Origin of the sequence: Streptomyces sp. NBC_01306, from assembly GCF_026340465.1 — a bacterium.
Classification (GTDB): Bacteria; Actinomycetota; Actinomycetes; order Streptomycetales; family Streptomycetaceae; genus Streptomyces.
The window spans coordinates 3,003,454-3,028,255 of record NZ_JAPEPC010000001.1 but is presented as its reverse complement, the minus strand read 5'-3'; the positions used below and the strand labels follow the sequence as shown (position 1 = coordinate 3,028,255).

General features: G+C 70.9%; 21 protein-coding genes and 1 pseudogene. 13 read left to right on the top strand and 9 right to left on the bottom strand.

What is annotated here, in order from left to right; all coding sequences use genetic code 11:
* Positions 1–165 precede the first annotated feature (165 nt).
* A complete protein-coding gene (locus OG385_RS13220) occupies positions 166–1,839 on the top strand; it encodes a SpoIIE family protein phosphatase (RefSeq protein ID WP_266860823.1) in 1,674 nt (557 codons plus the stop codon).
* Between the two features lie 97 nt (positions 1,840–1,936).
* On the opposite strand, the gene OG385_RS13215 is transcribed toward OG385_RS13220, so the two are convergent.
* Positions 1,937–2,410, bottom strand: a complete 474-nt coding sequence (locus OG385_RS13215; protein WP_266854745.1) for a DNA starvation/stationary phase protection protein — start codon at positions 2,408–2,410, stop codon at positions 1,937–1,939.
* Positions 2,411–2,510: 100 nt separating this feature from the next.
* Positions 2,511–4,193, bottom strand: a complete 1,683-nt coding sequence (locus OG385_RS13210) for a bifunctional 3'-5' exonuclease/DNA polymerase (protein WP_266854743.1) — start codon at positions 4,191–4,193, stop codon at positions 2,511–2,513.
* A 264-nt stretch (positions 4,194–4,457) separates the two neighbouring features.
* Between OG385_RS13210 and OG385_RS13205 the strand changes: the two genes are divergently transcribed.
* The 3 genes from OG385_RS13205 to OG385_RS13195 all read left to right on the top strand — a co-directional run bounded on the left by OG385_RS13205 (position 4,458) and on the right by OG385_RS13195 (position 8,932).
* Complete coding sequence (locus OG385_RS13205) at positions 4,458–5,369, top strand: NADP-dependent oxidoreductase (protein ID WP_266854741.1); 912 nt, start codon at positions 4,458–4,460, stop codon at positions 5,367–5,369.
* A 184-nt stretch (positions 5,370–5,553) separates the two neighbouring features.
* Positions 5,554–6,684, top strand: a complete 1,131-nt coding sequence (locus OG385_RS13200; protein WP_266854739.1) for a DUF2786 domain-containing protein — start codon at positions 5,554–5,556, stop codon at positions 6,682–6,684.
* Positions 6,685–6,847: 163 nt separating this feature from the next.
* Positions 6,848–8,932, top strand: a complete 2,085-nt coding sequence (locus OG385_RS13195) for an FUSC family protein (protein WP_266854737.1) — start codon at positions 6,848–6,850, stop codon at positions 8,930–8,932.
* On the opposite strand, the gene OG385_RS13190 is transcribed toward OG385_RS13195, so the two are convergent.
* Complete coding sequence (locus OG385_RS13190) at positions 8,933–9,421, bottom strand: hypothetical protein (protein WP_266854735.1); 489 nt, start codon at positions 9,419–9,421, stop codon at positions 8,933–8,935.
* A gap of 258 nt (positions 9,422–9,679) precedes the next feature.
* Between OG385_RS13190 and OG385_RS13185 the strand changes: the two genes are divergently transcribed.
* Positions 9,680–9,925, top strand: a complete 246-nt coding sequence (locus OG385_RS13185; protein ID WP_266854733.1) for a DUF397 domain-containing protein — start codon at positions 9,680–9,682, stop codon at positions 9,923–9,925.
* Between the two features lie 111 nt (positions 9,926–10,036).
* Here the strand turns inward: OG385_RS13185 and OG385_RS13180 are convergent, their stop codons facing one another.
* Positions 10,037–11,488 (bottom strand): amidase, encoded by a 1,452-nt coding sequence (locus OG385_RS13180; protein ID WP_266854731.1) that lies wholly within the window; start codon positions 11,486–11,488, stop codon positions 10,037–10,039.
* A gap of 125 nt (positions 11,489–11,613) precedes the next feature.
* On the opposite strand from OG385_RS13180, the gene OG385_RS13175 reads away from it, so the two are divergent.
* Both OG385_RS13175 and OG385_RS13170 read left to right on the top strand, forming a co-directional pair.
* On the top strand, positions 11,614–12,225 hold the full coding sequence (locus tag OG385_RS13175; RefSeq protein WP_266854729.1) for a TetR/AcrR family transcriptional regulator: 612 nt from the start codon (positions 11,614–11,616) through the stop codon (positions 12,223–12,225).
* Between the two features lie 44 nt (positions 12,226–12,269).
* Positions 12,270–12,407: pseudogene (locus OG385_RS13170) on the top strand (IS1380 family transposase); the annotation flags it as partial.
* Positions 12,408–12,637: 230 nt separating this feature from the next.
* Here the strand turns inward: OG385_RS13170 and OG385_RS13165 are convergent.
* Positions 12,638–13,129, bottom strand: a complete 492-nt coding sequence (locus tag OG385_RS13165; RefSeq protein ID WP_266854727.1) for an ATP-binding protein — start codon at positions 13,127–13,129, stop codon at positions 12,638–12,640.
* Between the two features lie 339 nt (positions 13,130–13,468).
* On the opposite strand from OG385_RS13165, the gene OG385_RS13160 reads away from it, so the two are divergent.
* The 3 genes from OG385_RS13160 (at position 13,469) to OG385_RS13150 (ending at position 16,502) form a co-directional block, all read left to right on the top strand.
* On the top strand, positions 13,469–14,302 hold the full coding sequence (locus tag OG385_RS13160) for a helix-turn-helix transcriptional regulator (protein ID WP_266854725.1): 834 nt from the start codon (positions 13,469–13,471) through the stop codon (positions 14,300–14,302).
* A 79-nt stretch (positions 14,303–14,381) separates the two neighbouring features.
* Positions 14,382–15,839, top strand: a complete 1,458-nt coding sequence (locus OG385_RS13155; RefSeq protein ID WP_266854723.1) for an aldehyde dehydrogenase family protein — start codon at positions 14,382–14,384, stop codon at positions 15,837–15,839.
* A gap of 21 nt (positions 15,840–15,860) precedes the next feature.
* A complete protein-coding gene (locus OG385_RS13150; protein ID WP_266854721.1) occupies positions 15,861–16,502 on the top strand; it encodes a PadR family transcriptional regulator in 642 nt (213 codons plus the stop codon).
* Between the two features lie 35 nt (positions 16,503–16,537).
* Here the strand turns inward: OG385_RS13150 and OG385_RS13145 are convergent, their stop codons facing one another.
* Positions 16,538–17,959, bottom strand: coding sequence for a glutamate decarboxylase (locus OG385_RS13145; protein WP_266854719.1), 1,422 nt, complete (start codon positions 17,957–17,959; stop codon positions 16,538–16,540).
* A 168-nt stretch (positions 17,960–18,127) separates the two neighbouring features.
* Entirely contained in the window at positions 18,128–18,493 is a 366-nt protein-coding gene (locus OG385_RS13140) for a YbjQ family protein (RefSeq protein WP_266854717.1), read from the bottom strand.
* Between the two features lie 158 nt (positions 18,494–18,651).
* On the opposite strand from OG385_RS13140, the gene OG385_RS13135 reads away from it, so the two are divergent.
* Positions 18,652–19,350, top strand: coding sequence for a DedA family protein (locus tag OG385_RS13135; RefSeq protein ID WP_266854716.1), 699 nt, complete (start codon positions 18,652–18,654; stop codon positions 19,348–19,350).
* A 26-nt stretch (positions 19,351–19,376) separates the two neighbouring features.
* Here OG385_RS13135 and OG385_RS13130 read toward each other — a convergent pair whose 3' ends face one another.
* Positions 19,377–21,029 carry a threonine/serine exporter ThrE family protein gene (locus tag OG385_RS13130; protein WP_266854714.1) on the bottom strand — a complete coding sequence of 551 codons (1,653 nt, stop codon included), beginning with the start codon at positions 21,027–21,029 and terminating at the stop codon, positions 19,377–19,379.
* A gap of 175 nt (positions 21,030–21,204) precedes the next feature.
* The gene (locus tag OG385_RS13125; RefSeq protein WP_164264904.1) at positions 21,205–21,699 is read right to left on the bottom strand and encodes an inorganic diphosphatase; all 495 of its coding nucleotides are present in this window, start codon (positions 21,697–21,699) and stop codon (positions 21,205–21,207) included.
* 108 nt (positions 21,700–21,807) lie between these two features.
* On the opposite strand from OG385_RS13125, the gene dacB reads away from it, so the two are divergent.
* The gene (dacB, locus tag OG385_RS13120) at positions 21,808–23,349 is read left to right on the top strand and encodes a D-alanyl-D-alanine carboxypeptidase/D-alanyl-D-alanine-endopeptidase (protein ID WP_266854712.1); all 1,542 of its coding nucleotides are present in this window, start codon (positions 21,808–21,810) and stop codon (positions 23,347–23,349) included.
* A gap of 149 nt (positions 23,350–23,498) precedes the next feature.
* Positions 23,499–24,632 (top strand): zinc-dependent metalloprotease, encoded by a 1,134-nt coding sequence (locus tag OG385_RS13115; protein WP_266854710.1) that lies wholly within the window; start codon positions 23,499–23,501, stop codon positions 24,630–24,632.
* Positions 24,633–24,802 lie beyond the last annotated feature (170 nt).

Sequence of the window (24,802 nt, the reverse complement as noted above, 5' to 3'; positions counted from 1 at the left end):
GCATCCGCCGGGCCCCGGCGGACGAGCCCCGGCGGACGGACCCTGGCAGATGCGCGCGGCGCCGGCGCGGCCGACCATGGAGGTCAGGGCGATCACCGTCCCGTCCCAGGAGGTCCCGTGTGCGCCGATGCGCCGGATGTTCCGCCTGTCGAGCCCCCAGAGGGCGTGGAATGCCTGGAATCGCTGTTCAGGGGCACCCCGGCGGGTATCTGCGTGCTGGATACCGAGCTGCGCTATCTGTACGTCAACCCGGCACTCGAAGAGATGCACGGCATTCCGGCAGCCGAACATCTCGGCCGCACCGTGGAGGACATCCTTCCGGAGCTGAACGTGCCCACGGACCTGCTGCGCGGGGCGCTGGCCGACGGCCGGGCCCGTGAGGTGGCGTCGAGCGGCCGTACGCCCTCGTCGGACCATCCTGGGCTGCGGTTCTGGCAGGGCGCATGTCACCGCGTCGAACAGGACGGGGAGGTCCGCGGGCTCGTCCTGATCATGCTGGAGGTCCTGGCGCCGCGCCGCCGGCATGTGGAGTACGAACGGGTCAGCCGGCATCTGACGATGCTCGACACGGCGACGAACCGGATCGGCACCACACTGGACATGAACACCACCTGCCGGGAGCTGGCCGAGTTCGTGGTCCCCGAGCTCGCCGACGTGGCGAGTGTCGAGGTGTTCGTACCGGAGATCGGCCATCCGGTCCGGCCGCCGCCCGCCGGGGTGGTCCGGCTGCGCAGAGCGGGTTTGGCGGCCGTACCGGGTCTCGCGGAGGCGGTACGGCAGTTCGGGGAGCCGGGGCAGTACGCCGACTACCAGGACGGCGGAGCCATCCCGGTCTGTCTGGAGACGAACCAGCCCGTCGTGCAGAACCTCTCCACCGACGCCCAGCTGACCGCGTCCGCCCCCAGCCCCGAGCGGGTCGCCGTCTACCGCGCGCTCGGCTTCCACTCCGTGTGCATCGTGCCGCTCACCTCCCGGGGCCGTCCGCTGGGCTGCCTGGCACTCGTACGGGCCGGGGACTCGCCGGCCTTCACCGACCAGGACGTGGCGGTCGCCAGGGAGCTCGCGGTCCGGGCCGCCGTCGACCTCGACCACGCCCGCCGCTACACGCGTGAGCACGGCATCGCCCTGGAACTGCAGCGTGCCCTGCTCTCCGAGCCGCGCGAACCGCACCCGCACATCGAGGTCGCCACCCGCTATCTGCCGGTCGGCCAGGGCGCGGAGGTCGGCGGCGACTGGTTCGACGTCGTACCCCTGTCGGACGCCCGCCATCTGAAGGTCATGGGCGATGTGATGGGGCACGGGGTGGAGGCGGCCGTGGCGATGAGCCACTACCGGTCCATGGTGAGGCTCCTCGCCCAGGACGAACTGCCGCCGCACGTCATCCTGGAACGGCTCGACCTGATGGTGGAGAAGGCGGGCATCGACCGGGCCGCCACCTGTCTGCTGGCGGTCGTGGACCGCTTCCGGGGGGAGTGTCAGGTGGCCAGCGCCGGTCATCTGCCGCCCGTGTTCATCGACCACGGAGCGGGCGCCGTGATCGCCGGGATACCGGTCGGGCCGCCGCTCGGCACGGGGCTCGGCGGCTACCGGACCGCCTCGCTGCCCTGCGGCCCGGGAACCGTGCTGTTCATGTACACCGACGGCCTGGTGGAACGCAGGGACGAGGACATCGATGTGTCCGTCAACCGGCTGGCCGACCTGCGGCTGCCGGTCGGCGGGACCCTGGAGGGCCTGCTCGACGAGGTGCTCGACCGGTTCGGCCGGGACGCCACGGACGACATCGCGGTCCTCGCGTCCCGGATCCGCTCGGGGCGGACCCAGGGAGTGTCTGAGAAGTAGCGTCGTCTGCCCGGAGGGCGCGACAGACGGGACTTCTCAAACACGGCCCAGGGGTAGGGCGGCGGCTCGGTAGTCGGCGAGGGAGGGCGGGGCCGGGTCAGACGTTCTCCGCCTGGAACATCCAGCGCTGCTTCTCCAGCTCGGCGGTCAGTCCGATCAGCAGGTCCTGCGACACCGGGTCCGCCTGCTCGGTCGCCGCGATCCCGGCGCGCAGCCGGGTGATCGTGCCACCCAGCGCGTCCACCAGGAGCGCCACGACGTCGTCGTCGGGCGTCCAGCCGGTGGCGGGCTCGGGCAGCTCACTCGTCTTGGCCAGCGCGGTGATGCGCCCGTCCGGCGGCACGCCGATGGCCGAGGACCGCTCGGCGACCGTGTCCGCGTAGTCGCGGGCCGTGGTGACCACCTCGTCCAGCTGGAGGTGGATGGAGCGGAAACGAGGCCCCACCACGGTCCAGTGCGCCTGCTTCGCGAGGAGGGAGAGGCCGAGCAGATCGACCAGGGCGTCCTGGAGCGCCTTCCCGGTGGTCTCACGTGCCGGGTCCGGCAGGGTGCTCTTCACGGTGGCAGTCATGGTGCGTGCACTCCTTGCGTCGATTCGCTGTTCGCTTGCTGTCTGCTCGTCCCTCCGCGTACCCGACGGCCCGGCGAACAGTCGTCGCGGTGCGAACCGGTCATTTCGCGTCGGCGTAGCACTTCACCACCGCCGTCGTGAACGGGAACCGCACCGGCGTCTCCCCGAAGGCGATCCGCCCGGCCAGCTCACCGGCCGCGCGGATCGCCTCGACCACCTGTGGCGCCTCGTCCCGCGGGCAGTGCACGATCACCTCGTCGTGCTGGAAGAAGACCAGCTCGGCGCGGAGCCCCGCGGTGTGCAGAGCGCGGCGCAGCGCGGCCAGCATCAGCAGCGCCCAGTCGGCCGCGCTGCCCTGGACCACGAAGTTCCGGGTGAACCGGCCCCAGGCGCGGGCGTCCGACGAGCGGGGTCCGGCCTCCGGGAACCGGCCGTGGGGCGGGTCCTCCTGCGGGATGCCCGCTTCGTCGCCGTCCTCGGCCCCGGCCGCCGGTGGACTGGTCCGCCCCAGCCAGGTCCGTACGAGCCGCCCCTCCTCGCCCGCCTTCGCCGCGTCGTCGACGTAGGCCACGGCTGCCGGGAACCGGCGCCGCAGCGCCGCGAGGTTCTTCAGGCCGTCCCCCGAGGTCTGGCCGTAGACCGCGCCGAGCAGTGCGAGCTTGGCATGGTCGCGGTCCCCGCTGAACGCCCGGTCGGAGAGGGCCGAGTACAGATCCCTGTCCTGTCCTGCCACCTCCATCAGGCCCCGGTCGCGGGAGACCGCCGCCAGCACCCGGGGCTCCATCTGGTCGGCGTCGGCCACCACCAGACGCCAGCCCTGGTCCGCGACGACCGCCCGCCGGATCACCTTCGGGATCTGAAGTGCCCCGCCGCCATTGGTGGTCCACCGCCCGGAGACCGTCCCGCCCGGCTGGTACTCCGGGCGGAAACGCCCGTCCCGCACCCAGTCCTGGAGCCAGCTCCAGCCGTTGGCCGTCCAGATCCGGTACAGCTTCTTGTACTGGAGGAGGGGTCGCACCGCCGGATGTGCGATGCCCTCGATCTCCCAACGGCGGGTCGACTTCACCTTGATCCCGGCCTGGGCGAACGCCTTGATGACATCGGCGGGCAGCTCCGGTCTGACCCGGCGTCCGAAGGCCGCCGACACCTCGTCCGCCAGCTCCGCCATCCGGCGCGGCTCGCCGCCGCCCGCATACCGCTCGCCGAGCAGCTCGTCCAGAACGGCCCGGTGCACATCGGCCCGCCAGGGCAGCCCGTCCCGGTGCATCTCGGCCGCCACCAGCATCCCCGCCGACTCCGACGCGGTCAGCAGCCGCATCCGGTCCGGGTGGGTGGTGGTCCCGTACCGGACGAGCTGGTCCGCGTACACCTCCAGGAGCGCGCCGAACTCCATGGGGACGGGGGCCGGTTCGAAGAGGGAGGACTGTGCGCCGGGCTCGGCCGACCGGGGGCGCGGATCGGGCGGCACGGGCGCCCGGTGCAGCCGGGCCCAGGCCGCCGCAGCGGACCGTGGCTCGCCGTACCGCCCGTCGTGGCCGAGCAGCAGCAGCTCCGCGTCCTCGATGTCGTAACACCGCTCGACCCGCACCCCGGCGGCGAGCAGCCGCGGATAGATCTCGGCGGTCGAGCGCCACACCCACCGCCCGACATCCGGCCGGGCCCGCACCGCCTCGGCCAGGTCCGGCTCGAACACCACGTCCCCGGCGGGCAGCCCGTCTCCGCCGAGTGGCGCGAGGTGTGCCCCGCCGCCCTCCGCCGTCGCCAGAGCCCACCGATCGGTCATGCGATCGAGTGTGGCAGCCACCACTGACAATCGGCCGGATGCCGCGGTGGGGCACGGTGAGGGGGCTTCAGCCGCCGGGCAACGACTGCGTACGGGCGGCACTTGTACCGGCCCCGGTCCGTTCGGACGGGTGGAACCGTGTGGAAGACGGGCGGGGCCGGGAACGATAGGGCGACTGACTCTGCGACTGGCTTCGCGGCCCCGCGGCCCCGCGGCTTTGCGGCTTTGCGACTTCGAGACTTTGCGACTGACGGAGGAGATTCCATGAAAGCGATCGTGTTCGAGGAGTTCGGCGGCCCCGAGGTGCTCCGGCTCAAGGAGACCGCCGAGCCGCACGCGGGGCCCGGCCAGGTCCGTCTGAAGGTGGCCGCCGCCGGGGTCAACGCCCTCGACTACAAGATCCGCAGCGGCTGGGCGGAGGAATTCTTCCCGACCGTGCTGCCCGCGATCCCGGGGTCGGAGGTCGCCGGGACCGTGGACGAGATCGGTGAGGGCGTCACCGGGACCGCGATCGGCGACGAGGTGGTGGGCTGGAGCGTCATGGGTGGGTACGCGCCCTACGCACTCGTCGAGACCTACGCGCCCAAGCCCGACGCGCTCCCCTGGGAGTCGGCGGTCGCGCTGCCGGTGGCCGGTGAGACATCGCAGCGCGTCCTGAACCTGCTGGAGCTGAAGAACGGCGAGACGCTGCTCGTCAACGGCGGTGCGGGGGCGGTCGGTTCGATCGCCGTCCAGCTCGCGGCGGCCCGGGGCGCGACGGTCATCGCCACCGGGTCCGAGGCCAGCCACGACTTCCTGCGGGAGCTCGGCGCGACGCCCGTGACATACGGCGAAGGGCTCGTGGAGCGGGTCCGCGCGGTCGCCCCGCAGGGGGTGGACGCGGTCTTCGACATCGCGGGCAAGGGGGCGCTCCCGGACGCGATCGAGCTGCGCGGCGGTACGACGGACCGCGTCGTCACGATCGCCGACCCGGCGGCGCGGGAGCTGGGTGTGGTCTTCAGCGGGGGCTCCATGTCCGCCGACGCGGCGGAGAACCTGGCGGAGCAGGCCCTGCTGGCGGCGGACGGCACGCTGCGTGTGGAGGTGGCGAAGGTGCTTCCGCTGGAGCAGGCCGCGCAGGCGCAGACGCTGAGCGAGGAGGGGCATGTACGGGGGAAGCTGGTGCTGAGGGTGTGAGGCGGCGACGGATTCTCTGTCCACAGGCTGTGGACAGAGAATCCGTCGGGCTTCACGGCCCGGGGTGCCCCCTGCGGCGGTGCCGGTCAAGACCACAGCGGTGCCGGCCGAGACCTACCCTTGGCCGCATGGAGACTGGCGGTATGGAGACTGGCCGCAGGGATGCCGGGCGCGGGGACGACGTATGGAATCGGTGACCGACCGGGCCTTCGCCGCCGCCCTCTACAGCGAGAGTGACGCGGGCCTGGACACCGGAGCCTCCCTGCTCGCCGCCGACCCGGCCGCCGACGCGGAGGTGGGGCGGCGCGGCGAGGAGTTCCTGCGCCGGGCCTGGCAGCGGGGGTGGCAGCCCGCCGATGTCGTACGGCTCGTCCGGCGCGATCTGGCCGACCGGCACGTCCGGCTGCTCTCGGCGCTGATCACGGCGGAGGTACGGGCGTACAAGCGGCTGCCGCCGCGCTGGCAGACCCAGCTGGACGAACTGGCCGCACCGCCCTGGGAGGCCGACCGCTTCTCGTACGCGACCGCGCTCCTGGAGCTGTACCGGCTGCTCCTGCGCCTCCCGGCCATCGAACCGGTGGGCCCCGCGCCGGGCGCCGACGTACTCCTCCCGCCCCACCACCACGCCGAGCCGCGGACGCTCGGCCGGATCCGGGCGCTGCTCGCCAAGGCCGAGGCGACGGACTACGCGGCGGAGGCCGAGGCGCTCAGCGGGAAGGCGCAGGAGCTGATGGCCCGGCACAGCATCGACGAGGCGCGGCTCGCGGCCGACGGGCACGGTACGGACACCCCGGCGGCCTGCCGCATCGGCGTCGACGCCCCGTACGAGACGGCCAAGGCGGTCCTGCTCGACGCGGTCGCCACCGCGAACCGCTGCCGCGCGGTGTGGAACAGCGCGTTCGGCTTCTCCACGGTCGTCGGCTTCGAGCCCGACCTGGAGGTCGTCGAACTGCTCCACACCTCACTCCTGGTCCAGGGGACGGCTGCGATGACCCGCGCGGAGGCGGCGCAGCGCGCGGGCGGGCGCAAGCGGACCAAGACGTTCCGGCAGTCGTTCCTGGCGGCGTACGCCAGCAGGCTCGGCCACCGGCTCGCCCGGACGGCGGACGAGGTGACGGCGGAGGCCGCGGGCTCGCTGCTGCCCGTGCTCGCGGAGCGGGACGTGGCGGTGGTGTCGGAGGCGGACCGGATGTTCCCCGAGACGACCGTGAGCCGGGTGCGGGGCGTCACGGACGAGGCGGGCTGGCTGGACGGCACGGCGGCGGCGGACGCGGCGGGGCTGGGGCCGAAGGCCCGGCTGGAGCCGGGGGCCTGACGGCGGAGGCCGTCCCCGGCCCCAACGGCCAGGTGCGGGCGGCCCTCCCCCGCGGGCGAGCCCGCCCAGCACTCCAGCGCCCCAACACTCCAGCGCCCCCCGCCTCCCCCCCCCGTACTTCCATGCGCCCGATATGCCCCCATATCCCGCTACTCTCAGACCCATGACCTGGCTCCGGGCCCTGTACGCCACCGCCCGCTCCGGGCTGACGATCGAACGGCGGCGCCTGGAACCGCTCATCGCGTTCCGCGGCGCCGCGGGCCTCGCCCTGGTCGTCCTGCTCAGCCTCGACCTCTTCGGCCCCGCCGTCGCGGCGAGTTCCGCCTTCGGCGCCTACCAGGCCGCCATCGCCAGCTTCCAGCGCAGCTGGCGCGCCCGGCCGGTCCTGGCGTTGTTCTCGGGCGGGACGCTGGCCGTGTCGACCTTCCTCGGCTATCTCTCCGGCGTGCACACCGCGCTGTTCATGACGCTGATCGCGCTCTGGGCGTTCGTGGCGGGGCTGGCCTGGGCCGTGGGCCCCACCGCGGGCATCATCGCCGCCTCCAACGTCGCCATGATGCTGGTGACCGTCACCCTCCCCACCTCCGTGCTGGCCGCCGCAGGCCACGCCGCGATCATCGCCTGCGGCGCGGTCGTCCAGGCCGGCCTGATCGTCCTCTTCCCCGTCCGGCGATGGGGAGCCCAGCGCGACGCCCTCGCCGACGCGCTGGCCGCCGAGGCCGACTACGCACGCAGGCTGCGCCAGGACCCGATCGCCCCCTTCGACCCGGAGCCGTTCGTGACGGCCCGCAGTGCCGCCGCCGTCACCCGCCGGGAGGCCCGCAGGCGCCCCGCCGAACTGCACGGCACCCGCGGCCTCGCCGAGCGGGTCAGGCCGGTGCTCGCCTCCCTCGCCGACCCGGCCGTCGGCGCCGCGGCCGAGGGCCCCGAACGCGACCGGGTACGCGAACTCCTGGCCGCCGCAGGCTCCGTACTGGACTCCGCCGCCCACGCCGTCCGGCACGGCGAACCGGTGGTCATCTCCGCCCCGGCCCTCGCCGTACTGGAGGCCCCCGACAACCCCGACGTGCTCACCGGACCCGCCCGCCGCGCCGGCGCCCGGCTGGCGACCCTGCTCCGCGACGTCGTCGAGACGGCGCAGGGCGAGGGCACCACGAACGACACCGAGCCGCTGGTACGGCCCACGCTGGTACGGATGGCCCCGGTCGTGCTGCGGACCATGCGCAAGGAACTGCACAGCCACGACTCAGCGGTCCTGCGCCACGCGATCCGCACCGCGGTGGTCGCGGCGGTGGGCTATCTCATCGGCGTCGCCCTGCCGTTCGGGCATGGCTACTGGGTGCCGCTGGCCTCCGTGATGGTGATGCGCCCGGCCTTCGCCCAGACGTACGGCCGCGCCGTCGCGCGCTTCGGCGGCACGCTCGTCGGAGTGTCGGTCGCCACCGCGGTCGTCCAGCTGGCGCATCCCGGGCCGTACCCGTCCGGGGCGCTCGCGGTGGTCTGCGCGGGGCTGATGTTCCTCCTGATGCGCACGGGGTACGCGGCCGGCTCGGCCTGCGTCTCCGCCTATGTGGTCTTCCTGCTCGGCATGAGCGGACTCGACGTCGGCCAGACCGTCCGGGACCGGGTGCTGCTCACCCTGATCGGCGGACTGCTCGCGATGGTCGCGTACGCCGTCTATCCGGCCTGGGAGACACCCAGGCTGCGCAACCGGCTCGCCGACTGGCTGCTCGCCGACGGCCGTTACGCGGCGGCGGTCGTCGCGCACTACGCCGACCCGGCCGGCGCCCGCAGGACCGATGTCCGGGACGCGGTGCTGGCCGCGCGCACCGCCAGGATCGCCTGGCAGGAGGCGGTGGAGCGGGCCACCCACGAACCGGTGCGCCACCGCGGCCTGTCCAGGTCGGCAGCCGCCGACGCGGAGGAGGCGATGGCACAACTGGGCCGGGCCGCCATGCTGATGGAGGCCCATCTGCCCAGCCGCTCCACCACCCCCGTACCGGACGCGCGCGACGTCGCGCAGGCGCTGCTGCACGCGGTCGAGCGGGGCGCCAAGGACATCCGGCAGCGGCGCGTACCGCACTGGGACGAGGTGCGCGAGAACCTCGCAGCGTGGGACGGCGAAGGCGTACCCGACCAGGTCGTACGCAGCGGGGCGGGGCTGCTGCTCGACACCCTCGACGAACTCACCGCGGCCCTGGACGAGGAGCCGCCCCGCCCGCGGCCCGATCCGGACGACAGCCCCTAGCTAGGGCTTGGGCATCTTCAGCCCGTCGGGGAGCTTCGCGCCATCGGTCCGCCGGAAGGTGTCCTTGATCCCGGCCTCCCACGACACCTTCATGATGTTGCCGTCGGAGGAGTCGATCGTCCCCATGGTGCGGTCGTTGTTGCCGTCGGGGCACTTGAGGGTCAGCATCTGCTTGCCCATGGCGGCGACCACGCCGGTGCAGACGTGCTGCCCGGCGATGGCCGCCTGCTTGCCCTGGATCACCAGCGCGGTGGACTTGCCGCCGGTCATGGCGATCCAGCTGCCCTCGATGGCCCCGGCCTTCGCACCTGCACCGTCGGCGCCGCCGCCACTGGACGAGGAGGGCGCGGGGGCCGCGGTGTTCGCGCCCTTGCCCTGGTCGTTCGACGCGTCGGAGCTCTTGCTGTCGCTGCTGGAACACCCGCTCATCACGAGCGCCGCCGCAAGCCCGGCGACCGCTATGCCGGTGGTACGTACGAACCTGTTCACTTCGTTTCCCCCTGATCTGGATGACGGAACGCGCCAAACTACCAGGGAGCCGGATCGGGACGCGGTGCGTCCCAGTGCATGAGGAACGTTTCACCGGCAAGGCTGTAGTGGAGCGACCACCCCGCGTGCACGTGCATCTGCTCATGCAGATGCAAGTGAACACAGCTATGATCCAGGACAGTTGAGACCTGTACTTCTGTACGCCCGTACTCCGGTACCGCGTACTTCTGCACTATCTGCACTACCCGGGAGCGACCTGTGCACCACGCGTACAACGGCATGGCGTCAACGGCACTTCACGGGGTCATCTGGCAGAAGAGCGAGCTGAGCAACTCGCAGGGCTCGTGCGTGGAGTTCGCCAGGCTGCCGGGCGGAGACGTGGCGGTACGCAACTCCCGCCACCCGGACGGACCGGCTCTCGTCTACACCCCGGCCGAGATAGCGGCGATGCTGCACGGCGCGAAGGCGGGGGAGTTCGACCACCTGGTCGCGGAACAGGCTTGAGTAGACGGTTACTTGGGTGCGGTGAAGGCCAGGGCAGCTCCGTCTCCGGACAGTGGGACATCCGTAGTACTTGATCTCGATGGAGTGCTGGAAGCGCTGGTCCGGCGTTCTTCAGCGGCCCGGGTGGTTCCCAGCCCATACCGTGGGGGTTCGGCCTGACCACGGGCTTGCCTGTTCGAGTTGTCCGGCGAGGCGGAAGAGCCGGCTTTCAAGGCCGTATCCGGCAGCGAACTGCATACCGACCGGGAGCCCCGTCCCGGCGTCGGCCGTCACGGGTACGGACATGGCGGGCGTGCCCGCCACGTTGAACGGCATGGTGAACGGCGACAGGTCGTTGATGCGCTCGATCCAGCCGAGGCCGTCCAGTGTCTCCGCGCCCTCGGTATGGGTGCCCAGAGGGACTGGAGGCTCCGGCAGGGTCGGCGTGAGGAGGATGTCGTACGCGTCGAAGTACCGCGCCAGGCTTCGGGCCACCCGGTTCCGCATCGCGAGAGCGGTGAGGAATTGCGCGCCGCCGACCCGCTGCCCGTAGTGGTAGCCGGCGAGGGTCGCCGGCTCAAGGGTCGAGGAGTCGATGGGACGGCCGAAGGCGGCGGCCAACCCGTCGACCAGGGTGGTGAGATTCACTGTCATGAGCCGGGCATTGGCCAGGACGAATTCCTCCCAGTCGGCGCCGAGGTCGACCTCAACCTCGTTCACCTGGTGGCCGAGGGATTCAAGCAACCGCACGGTGCGGGAGAGGGCGTCGGTCACCGGTGCGGTAGTGCGGCGTCCGCCCCACGCTTGGGCGAGGACACCGATGCGCAAAGAGCCCGGATGACGGGTGACTTCCTCCGCGTACGGCCGTGACGGCTGCTGGGCGAAGTAGGGGTCGCCCGGTTCCGGGCCGCGTATCTGGTCGAGCAGTACCGCACTGTCGCGTACGGTGCGGCTGACGCTACCGTGTACGGCCAGGCCGCTGAAGACCTCGTCCATGTCGGGCCCCATGGAGACCCGGCCACGGGTGGGCTTGATCCCGAAGAGGCCGTTGTAGGCGGCGGGGATGCGGACCGATCCGGCGGCGTCGGTGCCATGGGCGATCGGGACCACCCCGGCGGCGACAGCGGCGGCCGCGCCTCCACTGGATCCGCCCGCGCTCCGCTCCAGGTCCCACGGGTTGCGGGTCGCGCCGTACAACGCTGATTCCGTCGAGATGCCGTAAGCCATCTCCGGTGTCGCGGTGCGCCCGAACGTCACGAGGCCGGCGCGACGGAAGCGCAGCATCAGTGAGGAGTCGGCGCCGGCGACGTTACCGGCCGCCAGACGGCTTCCCAGCTCCATTCGCCTCCCGGTCATGGCCACCGCGATGTCTTTGATCAGAAAAGGGACGCCGGCCAGTGGTGCGCTGCCGGGGACAGGTTCGTCGTCGGTCGGCCATGTCTCTATGACGGCGTTGATCTGCGGATCAACTGCCTGTGCAGCCTCGCGTGCGGCTGCCTCCAGTTCGGCGGGGAGCACCTCGCCCCTGGCCACCAGCTCCGCCAGCCCGACCGCGTCAAAGCTCACGTATTCAGAAACTCTCACTGTCACTCCCTGACAAGAACGATACCGTCGAGCACCGGACGATACCCTACGGTATCGAAAGGGTCGGGCTGGTACCGTAAGGGGTGCGAACCCCACGATCGACCGGCCGGAGTGACGGAGTAGTCATGGCATCGACCCCCAGAAGGCCGAGCAGAGTGGCGAAGCTGCCGCCTCGTGAGCGCATTCTCGACGCCGCCGAAGAGCTCTTCCAGAGAGAAGGGATCCGGCAGGTGGGGGTTCAGGCGATCGCCGACAAGGCCGAGACCACCAAGATGGCGATCTACCGGCACTTCGACACCAAGGACGCGCTGGTCGCGGAATGGCTGCGGATCGTCGCCGCCGATTATCGGGCGGCCTTCGACCGCGTGGAAACCGAATACCCCGACCGACCCGAGGAGCAGATTCTGGGCCTGGCCCGCTTCATCGCCGAGGGGCTGCCGGCGATCTCATACAGGGGCTGCCCGTTCATCAACTCCCTTGCCGAGCTGCCCGACCGCCTCCATCCGGCACGGCAAGTGATCGAGGAGCACAAGGCCGACCAGACCCGCAGGCTGATCGGCATGTGCACCAAAGCCCGGATGCCCGACCCCGGACAGGCCGCGGCCGAGATCACCTTCGTACTCGAAGGGGCGCAGGTCAGCACACAGAACGGAAGCATCGATCAGACGGGAGACCGACTGATGAAGATCGTCGAGGGAATCGTGGACCGGCACCGCTCCCACCTCGGCGCCTACTGACCGCCCCGCCCGACCGCCGCCCTCAGCGTGGGCATACAAGTGACGACACGGGATCGAATACGGCGGCCGACCACATGACCGCCGCCCAACTGGCCTTGGCCCAGCTGCCGAAGAAGTACCGGCGCGGGCGGCGGGCCCTGATCCGCGCCGACTCCGCGGGCGGCACCCACGACTTCGTGGCCCGGCTCACCCGGTGGCGGCGGTGGCTGTCCTGCCCGCGCAGCCACGGGTGGTCTGTCGCGCGCCCGGCACTCCGTGCAAAGGTGCCCCGTGTGAGTACGACTTCGGAGGGGCGGCTCGTCCCATCACCTTGCGCCGGTGAACGCGCCCTGCTTGACGCCTGGTTGGACTTCCAGCACAGGCGCATGACGCTGCGGCGTCGGCCGTGTCGGCTTCCTGGGCGCCGCGCCCCTTACTGCTCCGCCTGCAACCGGAACAGCGCCCAGACGACCTTCCCGTGCAGTGTTCCCGCCAGTGGGTGCCAGCCCCAGCTGTCGGAGAAGGAGTCGACCAGGAAGAGGCCCCGGCCCGACTCCGCCGCGAAGTCGTCCGTCGGGCGGGCCGCGGGGGCGCTGTCGCTCGGGTCGCGCACCGCGCACACCAGGCGGGTGGTCCACCGCATCAGGTGCAGCCGCACCGGGGCGTCCTCGTCGCGCGGGGCGTCGGTCGGCAGAGCGTGGCGCAGGGCGTTGGTGACGAGTTCCGAGACGACCAGCGCCACATCGTCGAACCGCTCGCCGATGCCCCAGGACGTGAGCGTCGACTTGGTGAAGTGCCGTGCACCCCGTACTGCCTCGAACTTCGGCGGCAATGCGCAGGAGGCGGAACTCGACACGGTCGAGGGGTCAATGGGAGGAAGCCCCTGCCTTAACGGCTTGAGCATGGTCGATCCATTCGTCCCCATGCGAGGCACTCCCCGGATTCGCGGCCGTGGCCAGCGTGCGGTGGTACGAGAACGCAGGTGCGCGGGGCCCATGGTTCCGAATGCGCACAGCAGATGCAAGGGCAGATGCACGTGCACGCGCCGGACTTGAGCGGCCCCGTGCCGGTTCTTGCGGATTTCTTCTTGCCCTCTTCTTACAGCCGCCTGCCGGGCTTTGCTCTTTCTGTAATCGATCGAGTACAGGGCGGAGCGTTTTAGTGGCAGACTGCCCCCCACATCACGACCGGGGAGGGTTGGAAAGTGTCAGCAGGCGAGTCCTGGGGGTCTTCCCAGACGCTGAGCACCGGAGGTGGGTCCGTCGTGCGGCGCATCCTCCTGGGCTCACAGCTCAGACGGCTGCGCGATTCACTCGGGATCACCCGGGAGGCCGCCGGATACTCGATCCGGGCCTCGGAATCCAAGATCAGCCGCATGGAGTTGGGACGGGTGAGCTTCAAGTCCAGGGACGTCGAGGACCTCCTCACGCTCTACGGAGTGCTCGATGCGACCGAGCGCGAAGCGCTGCTGGGTCTGGCCAAGGAGGCCAACCTCGCCGGTTGGTGGCACAGTTACGGCGATGTACTGCCGGGCTGGTTCCAGACGTACATCGGCCTCGAAGGCGCCGCTTCGCTGATCCGCGCGTACGAAGTGCAGTTCGTGCACGGCCTGTTGCAGACCGAGGCGTACGCCCACGCGGTCGTCACCCGGGGCAACTCCTCGGCGTCGGCTTCCGACATCGACCGCCGGGTCGCGCTGCGTCTTGAGCGCCAGAAGGTCCTCGTCGCCGAGCACGCGCCGCAGTTCCACGCTGTACTGGACGAGTCCGCCCTGCGGCGTCCGTACGGTAAACGGGACGTGATGCGGGCCCAGTTGGAGCACCTCATCGAGATCTCCGAGATGGAGAACGTCACCCTCCAGGTGATGCCCTTCAGCTTCGGCGGGCACGCCGGCGAGAGCGGATCGTTCGCGATGCTGCGCTTCCCCGAGTCGGACCTGTCGGACCTCGTCTATCTGGAGCAGCTGACCGGCTCCCTCTATCTCGACAAGGGAGACGAAGTCGCCCAGTACGACCGGGCGATGAGCCAGCTCCAGCAGGACAGCCCGCCGCCGGAAGACGCCCGAGCCATCATCAGGGACATCCTCCGCACCGCCTGAAACGCACGTACGATGAGATGCCATCAGGCCTTTGGCGTCATGAGCATCTGCGCGCGCGGCAGCGGCAGTTAGGGATTCCATGTCCTTCTTCAGCGAGCTGGCTCTTCAGTACATCGACGGTGAGTGGAAGCCCGGCAGCGGTTCCTGGGACATCATCGACTTCAACCCGTACGACGGGACGAAGCTGGCCTCGGTCACGGTGGCCACCGCAGCCGAAGTGGACCAGGCGTACCGCGCCGCCGAACGCGCCCAGCAGACCTGGGCCGAGACGAATCCCTACACCCGCCGCACCGTCTTCGAACGCACCCTGCGCATCATCGAGGAGCGCGAGGACGAGATAGCCGATGCGATCGTCACCGAGCTGGGCGGCACCCGGCTGAAGGCCGCCTTCGAGCTGCACCTCACCAAGGAGTTCCTGCGCGAGGCCGTGCAGCTGGCGCTGCGCCCCGAGGGCCGCATCCTCGCCTCGCCGGTCGACGGCAAGGAGAACCGCGTCTACCGCGTCCCGGTCGGCGTCGTGGGTGTCATCAGCCCGTTCAACTTCCCCTTCCTGCTCTCCATGAAGTCGGTCGCCCCGGCACTTGCGCTCGGCAACGCCGTGGTTCTCAAGCCGCACCAGAACACCCCGGTCTGCGGCGGCACCCTGGTGGCGAAGGTGTTCGAGGAGGCGGGACTGCCCGCCGGCCTGCTGAACGTGGTGGTCACCGACATCGCCGAGATCGGCGACGCACTGCTCACCCACCCGGTGCCCAAGGTCATCTCCTTCACCGGCTCCGACAAGGTCGGCCAGCACGTCGCCACGGTCTGCGCCGCCCACTTCAAGCACGCGATCCTGGAGCTCGGCGGCAACAGCGCGCTGATCGTGCTGGACGACGCCGACATCGACTACGCGGTCGACGCGGCGGTCTTCAGCCGGTACGTGCACCAGGGCCAGGTCTGTATGGCCGCCAACCGCATCCTGCTGGACCGCAGCGTGGAGCAGGAGTTCACCGAGAAGTTCGTCGCCAAGGTGCGGACGCTCAGGACCGGCGACCCGGCCGACCCGGCCACCCACATCGGCCCGCTCATCAACGCCTCGCAGGCCGAGGCCGTCACCTCGGTCGTCGAGCAGGCGGTGGCCGCCGGAGCGACGGCCCTGGTGCAGGGGCGCGCCGATGGCAGCCTGGTCTCGCCCTCGGTCCTGACCGGTCTGGCCCCCGACTCCCCGGCGCTCCAGCAGGAGATCTTCGGCCCGGTGGCGCTGCTCGTCCCGTTCGACGGGGAGGACGAGGCGGTCCGTATCGCCAACGACACCCCGTACGGCCTGAGCGGCGCGGTGCACACCGGGGACGTGGAGCGCGGTGTCCGGCTCGCCCGGCGGGTCCGTACCGGAATGATCCACATCAACGACGGCACCGTGCACGACGAGCCGATCGTCCCCTTCGGCGGCGAGAAGCGTTCCGGGCTCGGGCGGCTGAACGGTGAGTCGATGGTCGACGTGTTCACCACCCAGCAGTGGATCTCGATCCAGCACGGGCGCAGCCGCTTCCCGTTCTGAGACAGGATCTAGGCTGGCCCCATGTCAGCGATCCGTCTGCTCGTCCTCGGAGCGGTCCGCCAGCACGGGCGGGCACACGGCTACCAGGTCCGCAACGACCTGGAGTACTGGGGCGCCCACGAGTGGTCCAACGCCAAGCCGGGGTCGATCTACCACGCCCTGAAGCAGCTGGCGAAGCAGGGAATGCTGCTGGCTCACGAGACCGCTCCGAGCACGGCGGGCGGCCCGCCGCGTACCGAGTACGAGATGACGTCGGCGGGCCGGGAGGAGTACCTCAGACTGCTCCGCGAGGCGCTCGTCACCTACGACCAGAAGATGGACGTCATGTCGGCCGCGCTCGGCTGCATCGTCGACCTGGAGCGGGCCGAGGCCGTCGCGCTCCTGAAGGAACGTGTCCGGGCGATGGAGACCTGGCGGGCCTCGGTCACCGAGCACTACATCCCCGAGGGCGGCCCGCAGCAGCTCGGCCACATCGGGGAGATCATGAACCTCTGGGTCCACACGGCGGACGGCGGGGCCGAGTGGACACGCGGACTGATCGCGCGGATCGAGGGCGGGGCGTATGTCTTCGCGGGTGAGGGCGAGCCGTTCGTGGGCGTACTCGCCGATGGCGAGGAGAACCCGTACGCGAGTGGCGGGCCGCACCCGGGGAACAGCGCCTGACGGGTGCGGCCGGCCCGAAGCCGGTCGGGAAGGACCTAGTGGTGGAACGCCGTGGCCTGCGCCTTGCTCCGCTCCAACGGTCCGGACTGGCGCCGGAGTTCGGGCAGGAGCGACTCCATATCGTCCATCAGCAGATCGGACAGGTCCTCGGAGAACCCGTTGCGGCAGACCACCCGCAGCACCGAGAGGTCCTGCCGGTTCTCGGGGAAGGTGTACGCGGGCACCAGCCACCCCCGCTCGCGCAGCCGGCGTGACACGTCGAACACGTCGAAGCTCGTGGTGTCCTGCGTCGTCGTGAAGGCGAAGACCGGCAGCTCATTGCCCCGGGTCAGCAGCCGGAAGTCGCCCAGCGCCTCGATCCGGCCGGCAAGTCCCTGCGCCACGTCGCGTGTTGCCTGCTGGACGGCGCGGTATCCCTCCTTGCCGAGCCGGAGGAACGTGTAGTACTGCGCCACCACCTGCGCGCCCGGCCGGGAGAAGTTGAGGGCGAAGGTCGGCATGTCGCCGCCCAGGTAGTTGACCCGGAAGACCAGCTCCTCGGGCAGTTCCTCGGCGGAGCGCCACAGCGCCCAGCCGACACCCGGGTAGACCAGCCCGTACTTGTGGCCCGACGTGTTGATGGACGAGACCCGGGGGAGCCGGAAGTCCCAGATCAGCTCCTCGTCGAGGAAGGGGGCGACCATCGCGCCCGACGCCCCGTCGACATGGACGGGGATGTCCAGGCCGGTGCGCTCCTGGAGGGCGTCCAGGGCCGCGCAGAGCTCGGCGATCGGCTCGTACGACCCGTCGAAGGTGGAGCCGAGCACGCCCACGACACCGATGGTGTTCTCGTCGCAGAGATCGGCGGCGGCCTGCGGGTCCAGGTGGTAGCGGTCGCCCTCCATGGGGACCTGCCGCGCCTCGACCTCCCAGAAGGTGCAGAACTTCTCCCAGCAGACCTGGACATTGACCCCCATGACGAGGTTCGGCCGCGCGGTGGCCGGATAGCGGTCAGCGTTCCGCTTCGCCCAGCGCCGCTTGAACGCCATGCCCGCGAGCATGCACGCCTCGCTGGAACCGGTCGTCGAACAGCCCACGGCGGTCGTGGGATCCGGCGCGTTCCACAGGTCGGCGAGCATCGCCACACAGCGCCGCTCCAGCTCGGCGGTGCGCGGGTACTCGTCCTTGTCGATCATGTTCTTGTCGCGGCACTCCGCCAGGAGCACCCCGGCCTGCGGCTCCATCCACGTCGTGACGAACGTGGCGAGATTGAGCCGCGAGTTGCCGTCCAGCATCAGCTCGTCATGGACCAGCTGGTACGCGCTCATCGGCGGCAGCGGGCCGTCGGGGAGCCGGTGCTTGGGCGGGGCGGTGTCCATGCCGCCGACGGGGTTCGCGTCGCCGAAGAAGGGGTTCACGGCGATGGTGGACGGTTTCCCGGAGTCGTCGGACCCGTTCGCGCCTCGGTGCAGTGGCATGGTTCGCGTTCGCCTTCCTCTGAGCCGCGCTCTCCTGTCGCGACGATGCGGACAAATGGTGCGGGTGGTGCGCCCGGCCGTGCCGGTGTGCGAGGTGGGGCAGGCGGGGGCGGCGGGGGAGACGGTACGGGTGCTGGGCGGGGCGCCCGTACCCGTACCGCCCCGCCGTCACTGCTTGGCGATCACGACCGCCGTGCCGTACGCGCACACCTCGGTGCCGATGTCGGCCGCCTCGGTGACGTCGAACCGCATCGCGAGCACACCGTTGGCGCCGCGCGCGCGGGCCTGCTCGATCAGTCGCTCCATCGCCTGGTTGCGGGTCTCCACCAGGGTCTTCGTCAGCCCCTTGAGCTCGCCGCCGATCATCGACTTCAGGCCGGCGCCGATCTGGCTGCCCAGATGGCGGGAGCGGACTGTGAGCCCGAACACCTCGCCGACGACCTGCTGCACCGTGTACCCGGGGACGTCGTTCGTCGTGACGACCAGTACGTCGGCCTGGGGCGACTGGCCGCCGCCGTAATCCGCGATGCTCATCCGGCATCACCTCCTGGTGATCACCTTGCCCGAAAACCAGGTCACCTCGCACCCGTGGCGAGGCGATGGAACCAGTAACCCCGCGCGGGCGTTGATAACTTTGGCCAGCCATTACCCGCATGGCACCCATGCCGACTGACCCCAGGAGCCCGGAACCCGTGACTACTCTCGCGCTCGGACCGAGCTGGATGGACCCGGACTACCTGATCAGCACCTTCGGGGTGGCCGGCCTGCTGGTGATCATCTTCGCCGAGTCCGGGCTGCTGATCGGCTTCTTCCTGCCGGGCGACTCCCTGCTGTTCACCAGCGGTCTGCTCGTCACCACCGGCAAGCTCGGTACTCCGCTCTGGTTGCTCTGCGTGCTGGTCGCGCTCGCCGCCGTCGCGGGCGACCAGGTGGGCTATCTGTTCGGCCGCAAGGTCGGACCTTCGCTCTTCCGGCGCCCCGACTCCAAGCTCTTCAAGCAGGAGAACGTCGAGAAGGCGCACGACTTCTTCGAGAAGTACGGCCCGAAGTCCCTGGTACTGGCCCGCTTCGTGCCCATCGTGCGGACGTTCACGCCGATCATCGCGGGCGTGAGCCGGATGAACTACCGCTCGTTCGTGATCTTCAACCTCATCGGCGGCACGCTCTGGGGCGTGGGCGTCACCCTGCTCGGCGCGGGGCTCGGCAAGGTCGCGTTCGTCAACGCGCACATCGAGCTGATCCTCGTCGCCATCGTGCTGGTGTCGGTGGTGCCGATCGTGATCGAGTACCTGCGCTCACGCGGAAAGGCCGCCCGGGAGGGCACGCCGGGCGGCGACGCACCGGAGGGCCAGGGGTCCGGCACACAGCGCCGCCGGCACGCCAAGCGGTAGCGGCGCTTTCAAAACACGGCTACGGCTCAGAAGCCGCGCGTCCGCTTCGCCGCCCGGCGCTGGCCGCCGACCACGCCGGGCGCCCGCATGAAGAGCCGGGAGATCTCACCGCCGAGGTTCACCCCGACCGCGATGGCCAGCGCCAGGGCGGCCGCCTTGGTCAGCGAGGCCAGCCCCTTGTTCACGTCGCTGTGTGCGAAGTACAGCATCCCGAAGTACGTCGCGGAACCGGGCAGCAGCGGCCCGATCGCCGCCGTGACGTACGGCAGCGCCGATGCGTACCGGTAGCGCGAGAACAACTGCCCGAACAGACCCACGAGTCCGGCCGCGATGGCGGTGGACGGCACCGCCGAGATGCGTCCCGCGTAGTGCAGCGCCCCGTAGACGATCCAGGCCACCCCGCCGTTCAGCGTCACCATCAGCACCGTCGAGCGGTCCTGCTGGAGCAGGATCGCGAAGGCGAAGGTCAGCACCATCGCGGCGATGATCTGGACGACGGGCCTGTTGACGCTCAGCAGCGCCGCCTCCGCGTTGAGCCCGCCGGCGCCGAGCTGGAGCCCCGCCGAGATCACGATCAGCACGCCGATGACGATCGAGATGAAGAAGTAGACGACTTCGAGGAGCCGCGCGGACGCGGTGATGTAGTAACCGGTCAGACCGTCCTGGACACCCGCGACGAGCGCCCGTCCCGGCAGCAGGGCGAAGAGCCCACCGGTGATCACCGCTGAGGCGCGCAGGCCGGGCACGTCCAGGATCGTGAGCAGCACCCCCACCGCGGCCGGCGGCATCGCCGCCACCGAGAACTGGTAGAACTCCGGCAGCCCGCGCCCGGCGAGGAACCAGGCAAGCCGGTCGCCGAGCATCGCACCCACCATCGCCGCGATGAAGACCAGCGCGCCACCGCCGACGAGCACGGAGGCCGCACCGGCCAGCAGCCCGTTGGCGGTCGTCAGCGCCCAGCCCGGATAGGGGTGGCGGTTACGGCGGATCCCGGCGAGGCCGCGGTACGCCTCCTCCAGCGAGACGTCGACGTCCTCGGACGTGATGTCGTCGATGAGGTGGTAGACCGCCGCCAGACGGGTGTAGTCGGTGCCGCGGCGGCGTACGGTACGGCTCGCGGTCACCGGGTCGTCCACCAGCGACGGCTGGTGCGAGATCGACAGCAGGGTGAAGGTGACGGTCGGCTCGCAGCGTTCGAGCCCGTACGCCTGGGTGACGCCGAACATCGCCGCCTCGACGTCCTCGGCGCCCTCGCCGCCCGCGAGCAGCAGCTCGCCGATACGCAGCGTCAGGTCGAGCACGCGCGGTACGGCGGGACCCGACTCGTCGTCCTGCTTCTGCGCCGCTTCCACCGTCGGCCGCTCATGGACCGGCATCCGCAGCATCGTGCGCATCCGGTCCTGCCAGGGCGCCTCCTTGGCCAGCTTGATCATGGGGAAGCCATGGGCCGGGGTGAAGGCGGGCGGCGAGTTCTGGGCGCTGTACGTCTGCGGGGTGGTGAAGGCGGAACCCTCGGGTTCGGAAGGCGTCTCGGCGGCCAGCCCGGGCGGCACGGCGAACTCCGAGGTGGTGGAGGAGTCCTCGGGGGCCGGGGTCCCCGTGCCCGTCGGCGGTACGAAGGCGCTCCGTACCTCGTCCGACTGCGGCTTGCGGTCCTCGGGACCGTCGGTCTCAGCCACTCGCTCCGCTCCCACCTCTCCCGTACCTGATCAGCGCCTGCCCAGTATGCGCACGGATACCGCCTGTACCGCCTCCGGACGCACTGCGGGCGGTGCGCCCCGGAGGGACACACCGCCCGCAGGAGCAGTCTCGGCACGGGCCGGGCTGTGCGGCCGGCACCGCATCAGCTGTGGCTCAGTGCGACCCGCCCTGCGCCTGGAGGCGCTTGTACGAGTTCTCGACCTCGGCCTCGGCGTCGGCACGGCCGACCCAGTCGGCGCCCTCGACGGACTTGCCGGGCTCCAGGTCCTTGTAGACCTCGAAGAAGTGCTGGATCTCCAGGCGGTCGAACTCCGACACGTGGTGGATGTCGCGCAGGTGCTCCACCCGGGGGTCGGAGGCCGGGACGCAGAGCAGCTTGTCGTCGCCGCCGGCCTCGTCGGTCATCCGGAACATGCCGATCGCGCGGCACTTGATGACACAGCCGGGGAAGGTCGGCTCGTCCAGCAGGACAAGGGCGTCCAGCGGGTCGCCGTCCTCGCCGAGGGTGTTCTCGACGAATCCGTAGTCCGCGGGGTAGCTGGTCGAGGTGAAGAGCCGACGGTCCAGACGGATCCGGCCGGTCTCGTGGTCCACCTCGTACTTGTTCCGCGAACCCTTCGGAATCTCGATGGTGACGTCGAACTCCACGGGTGGCTCCTCCATGATCAACACGAACTTCGGGTGGTGCTGCGTCCTGCCGGACCGGCCGGATGCCGCGCGCACGGCAAACGCAGTGGTTAAGTGTCCCCCACGACGATGTGTGATCGCGAAAGGGGCTGCTCCGAGGTGCCGGTGCCGAAGGTGACGACGTGGCAACTCTCGGCGGGCTCCGCCGTGATCGGTCTCGCGCTCGCGGCCGGGCTGATCGCGGCGACCGGACCCTGGGACTCAGGTCAGCGTAAGGCCGAGCGGGACTGGGCCGCTGCCCGGGACCGGACAGGTGGCGCACATCACGGGAGCCCCGCGCACCCCGGCGGTCCGGCCGGCCCGGCGCCCGCGCCCCATGCGCCCGGCGTGCTGGCCGCACTCGGCAGCAGCGCCGCACCGACCGGCAAAGGGCTCGGCGATGCGCTCGGCCACCTGATGGACGACCCGGCGCTGGGCCCCACCGCGGGCGGCGTGGTGATCGACACCGTCACCGGCCGGACCCTGTACGGATCGGACGCCGGCCGGCTCATGACCCCCGCCTCCACGGTGAAGCTGGCGACGATGGCCGCCGGGCTCTCCGCGCTCGGTCCCGGCCACCGCATCGCCACCACCGTCACCGCGACCCCCGACGGGAAGCGGGTGACCCTCAGGGGCGGCGGCGACCCGACCCTGGACCGGGACGGGCTGCGGGCGCTCGCCGACGCGACGGCCAAGGTGCTGCGCGACCGGGGCGTCAGCTCCGTCCGTATCTCGTACGACACCTCGCTCTACTCGGGACCCGTGCTGCACCCCATCGGCCCCAACGACAACCTCGCCCCGGTCAGCGCCCTCATGACGGACGAGGGGCGGCTGGGCGGCGGCTCCGGGGATTCCGGCGGCTCCGGGGACCCCAGCGACTCCAGTGACTCCAGTTCCTCCGGCGGCTCGGCCGGCTCCCCGGAGGAAGGGGACCACGGACCGGCCCCGCGCTCCGGCGACCCGGCGGGCGACACCGCCCGTACGTTCGCCTCGATGCTGGCCGACCGGTCCGTCCACAGCAAGGGCGCACCGTCGCCCGGCAAGTCCCCCAAGGGCGCGAAGACGGTGGCCAGCACGTACTCGGCGCCGCTCTCGGCGCTGGTCGAGCGGGCCCTCACCAACAGCGACAACGACATCGCCGAGGCCGTCGCCCGGCAGACCGCGCTCGCCGCGCACGAACCAGCGAGCTTCGCGGGCGCGGGCCGGGCGGTCCGGGACCGGCTGAAGAAGCTCGGCCTGCCCCTGGGCGGGGCCCACTTCGCCGACGGCAGCGGGCTGAACAGGCAGGACAAGGTCTCGCCGACGCTGCTCGCCACCCTCCTCACCCGGGCGGGCGACCCGGCCCACCCCGAACTGCGCCCGATCCTCACCGGGCTGCCGATCGCCGGATTCACCGGCACACTCGACGGACGCTTCACGGACCCGTCGGGCGCCGGCCGTGCTGCCGGTCTCATCCACGCCAAGACCGGCACCCTGACCGGGGTGAACACCCTGGCCGGGACGGTGGTGGACACCCGGGGCAGGCTGCTGGCCTTCGCGTTCATGGCGTCGGACACCGCGTCCCCGACGGCGGCCCAGTCGGCCCTCGACCGCCTGGGCACGGCCGTGGCGGCCTGCGGCTGCACCGGCTGAAGCCCTCCGGGAGCCCGCCCGGAGCTCCCCCGGGAGGCTTCGGTGGCCCACCCCCCGTCCGTACGGCGCCGCGTGTGCACCGCCCGTGAGCCGTGAGCAGCCGGTGCAACACCTCACCGTCCGCGGATCCGAGAACGTACGGTTGACGCATGACGCGCATCGGTGGTGCCGAGATGGTCGACTGGAACCTCGCCACGGCGACTGCGACCCGCTTCGCGAAGCAGGGTCCGGACGTCAGCAGGGACGAGGCCCGAGCGGTGGTGGCGGAGTTGCGCAGGCACGCCAAGTCCGCCGAGGAGCACGTCCGCGCCTTCACCCGGATGATCCCCGAGGGCACGGACCTGGAGGACACCCCGGTCCTCGTGGTGGACCGCGCGGGGTGGGTCAAGGCCAACGTCGCCGGATTCCGTGAGGTCCTGAAACCCCTGCTGGAGAAGATGCAGGACCGGCGCGGCAACTCGCCGGGCGGGGCCGTGCTCGGCGCGGTGGGCGGCAAGGTCACCGGTGTCGAGCTGGGGATGCTGCTGTCGTTCCTCTCCTCACGGGTGCTCGGGCAGTACGAGACGTTCGCCCCCGCCGGACGTGACCTGCCCGCGGGGGCGGGCAGCGGCGGCCGGCTGCTCCTGGTCGCGCCGAACATCGTCCATGTGGAGCGCGAGCTGGACGTCGACCCGCACGACTTCCGCCTCTGGGTCTGCCTGCACGAGGAGACCCACCGCACCCAGTTCACCGGTGTGCCCTGGCTCCGCGACCATCTGGAGGGCGAAATCCAGTCGTTCCTGGAGGAGACCGAGGTCGACCCGATGACCGTCCTGGAGCGGCTGCGCGAGGCCGCCCAGTCCTTCGCGGGCAACCGTCCGGCCGACGAGGGCGACGGCGGCAGCTCACTGGTCGAACTGGTCCAGACGCCTGCCCAGCGGGACATCCTCGGCCGGCTCACCGCGGTCATGTCGCTCCTCGAAGGGCACGCGGACTACGTGATGGACGGCGTCGGCCCCCAGGTCGTGCCGTCGGTCGACGACATCCGCGAGAAGTTCCAGAAGCGCAGGGCACAGGGTGCGGGCCGCCTCGACCAGGCCCTTCGCAAGCTGCTCGGTCTTGACGCCAAACTCCGCCAGTACCGCGACGGCGAGCGCTTCGTACGGGCGGTGGTCGAAGAGGTCGGCATGGACGGCTTCAACCGCGTCTGGACTTCGCCGAACACGCTGCCCACCAAGGCGGAGATCGCCAAACCGGCGGACTGGATCGCGCGGGTGCACGGTAAGGGCGACAAGGCGCTCTGACCCGGCCCACGGCAGAAGTACGCCGTGGTAATCACCCATCCGAGGGACCGTCGGCGAGGAGTTGGCGTGCGATGCTCGGGTAACGGCCTGGTTCTGTCACCATCTATGCACTCTGTGTGACGCAGCCGTCCTCCGAGGCACCCCCCCAACTCCACCGAAGGGCACCGGAT

Coding starts and splice junctions, on each gene's coding strand:
- OG385_RS13195 (WP_266854737.1), top strand. CDS start 6,848: ATGACCTGGCTCCGGGCCCTGTACGCCACCGCCCGCTCCGGGCTGACG.
- OG385_RS13200 (WP_266854739.1), top strand. CDS start 5,554: ATGGAATCGGTGACCGACCGGGCCTTCGCCGCCGCCCTCTACAGCGAG.
- OG385_RS13165 (WP_266854727.1), bottom strand. CDS start 13,129: ATGGGGACGAATGGATCGACCATGCTCAAGCCGTTAAGGCAGGGGCTT.
- OG385_RS13205 (WP_266854741.1), top strand. CDS start 4,458: ATGAAAGCGATCGTGTTCGAGGAGTTCGGCGGCCCCGAGGTGCTCCGG.
- OG385_RS13155 (WP_266854723.1), top strand. CDS start 14,382: ATGTCCTTCTTCAGCGAGCTGGCTCTTCAGTACATCGACGGTGAGTGG.
- OG385_RS13215 (WP_266854745.1), bottom strand. CDS start 2,410: ATGACTGCCACCGTGAAGAGCACCCTGCCGGACCCGGCACGTGAGACC.
- OG385_RS13140 (WP_266854717.1), bottom strand. CDS start 18,493: ATGAGCATCGCGGATTACGGCGGCGGCCAGTCGCCCCAGGCCGACGTA.
- OG385_RS13145 (WP_266854719.1), bottom strand. CDS start 17,959: ATGCCACTGCACCGAGGCGCGAACGGGTCCGACGACTCCGGGAAACCG.
- dacB (WP_266854712.1), top strand. CDS start 21,808: ATGTGTGATCGCGAAAGGGGCTGCTCCGAGGTGCCGGTGCCGAAGGTG.
- OG385_RS13115 (WP_266854710.1), top strand. CDS start 23,499: ATGACGCGCATCGGTGGTGCCGAGATGGTCGACTGGAACCTCGCCACG.
- OG385_RS13175 (WP_266854729.1), top strand. CDS start 11,614: ATGGCATCGACCCCCAGAAGGCCGAGCAGAGTGGCGAAGCTGCCGCCT.
- OG385_RS13210 (WP_266854743.1), bottom strand. CDS start 4,193: ATGACCGATCGGTGGGCTCTGGCGACGGCGGAGGGCGGCGGGGCACAC.
- OG385_RS13150 (WP_266854721.1), top strand. CDS start 15,861: ATGTCAGCGATCCGTCTGCTCGTCCTCGGAGCGGTCCGCCAGCACGGG.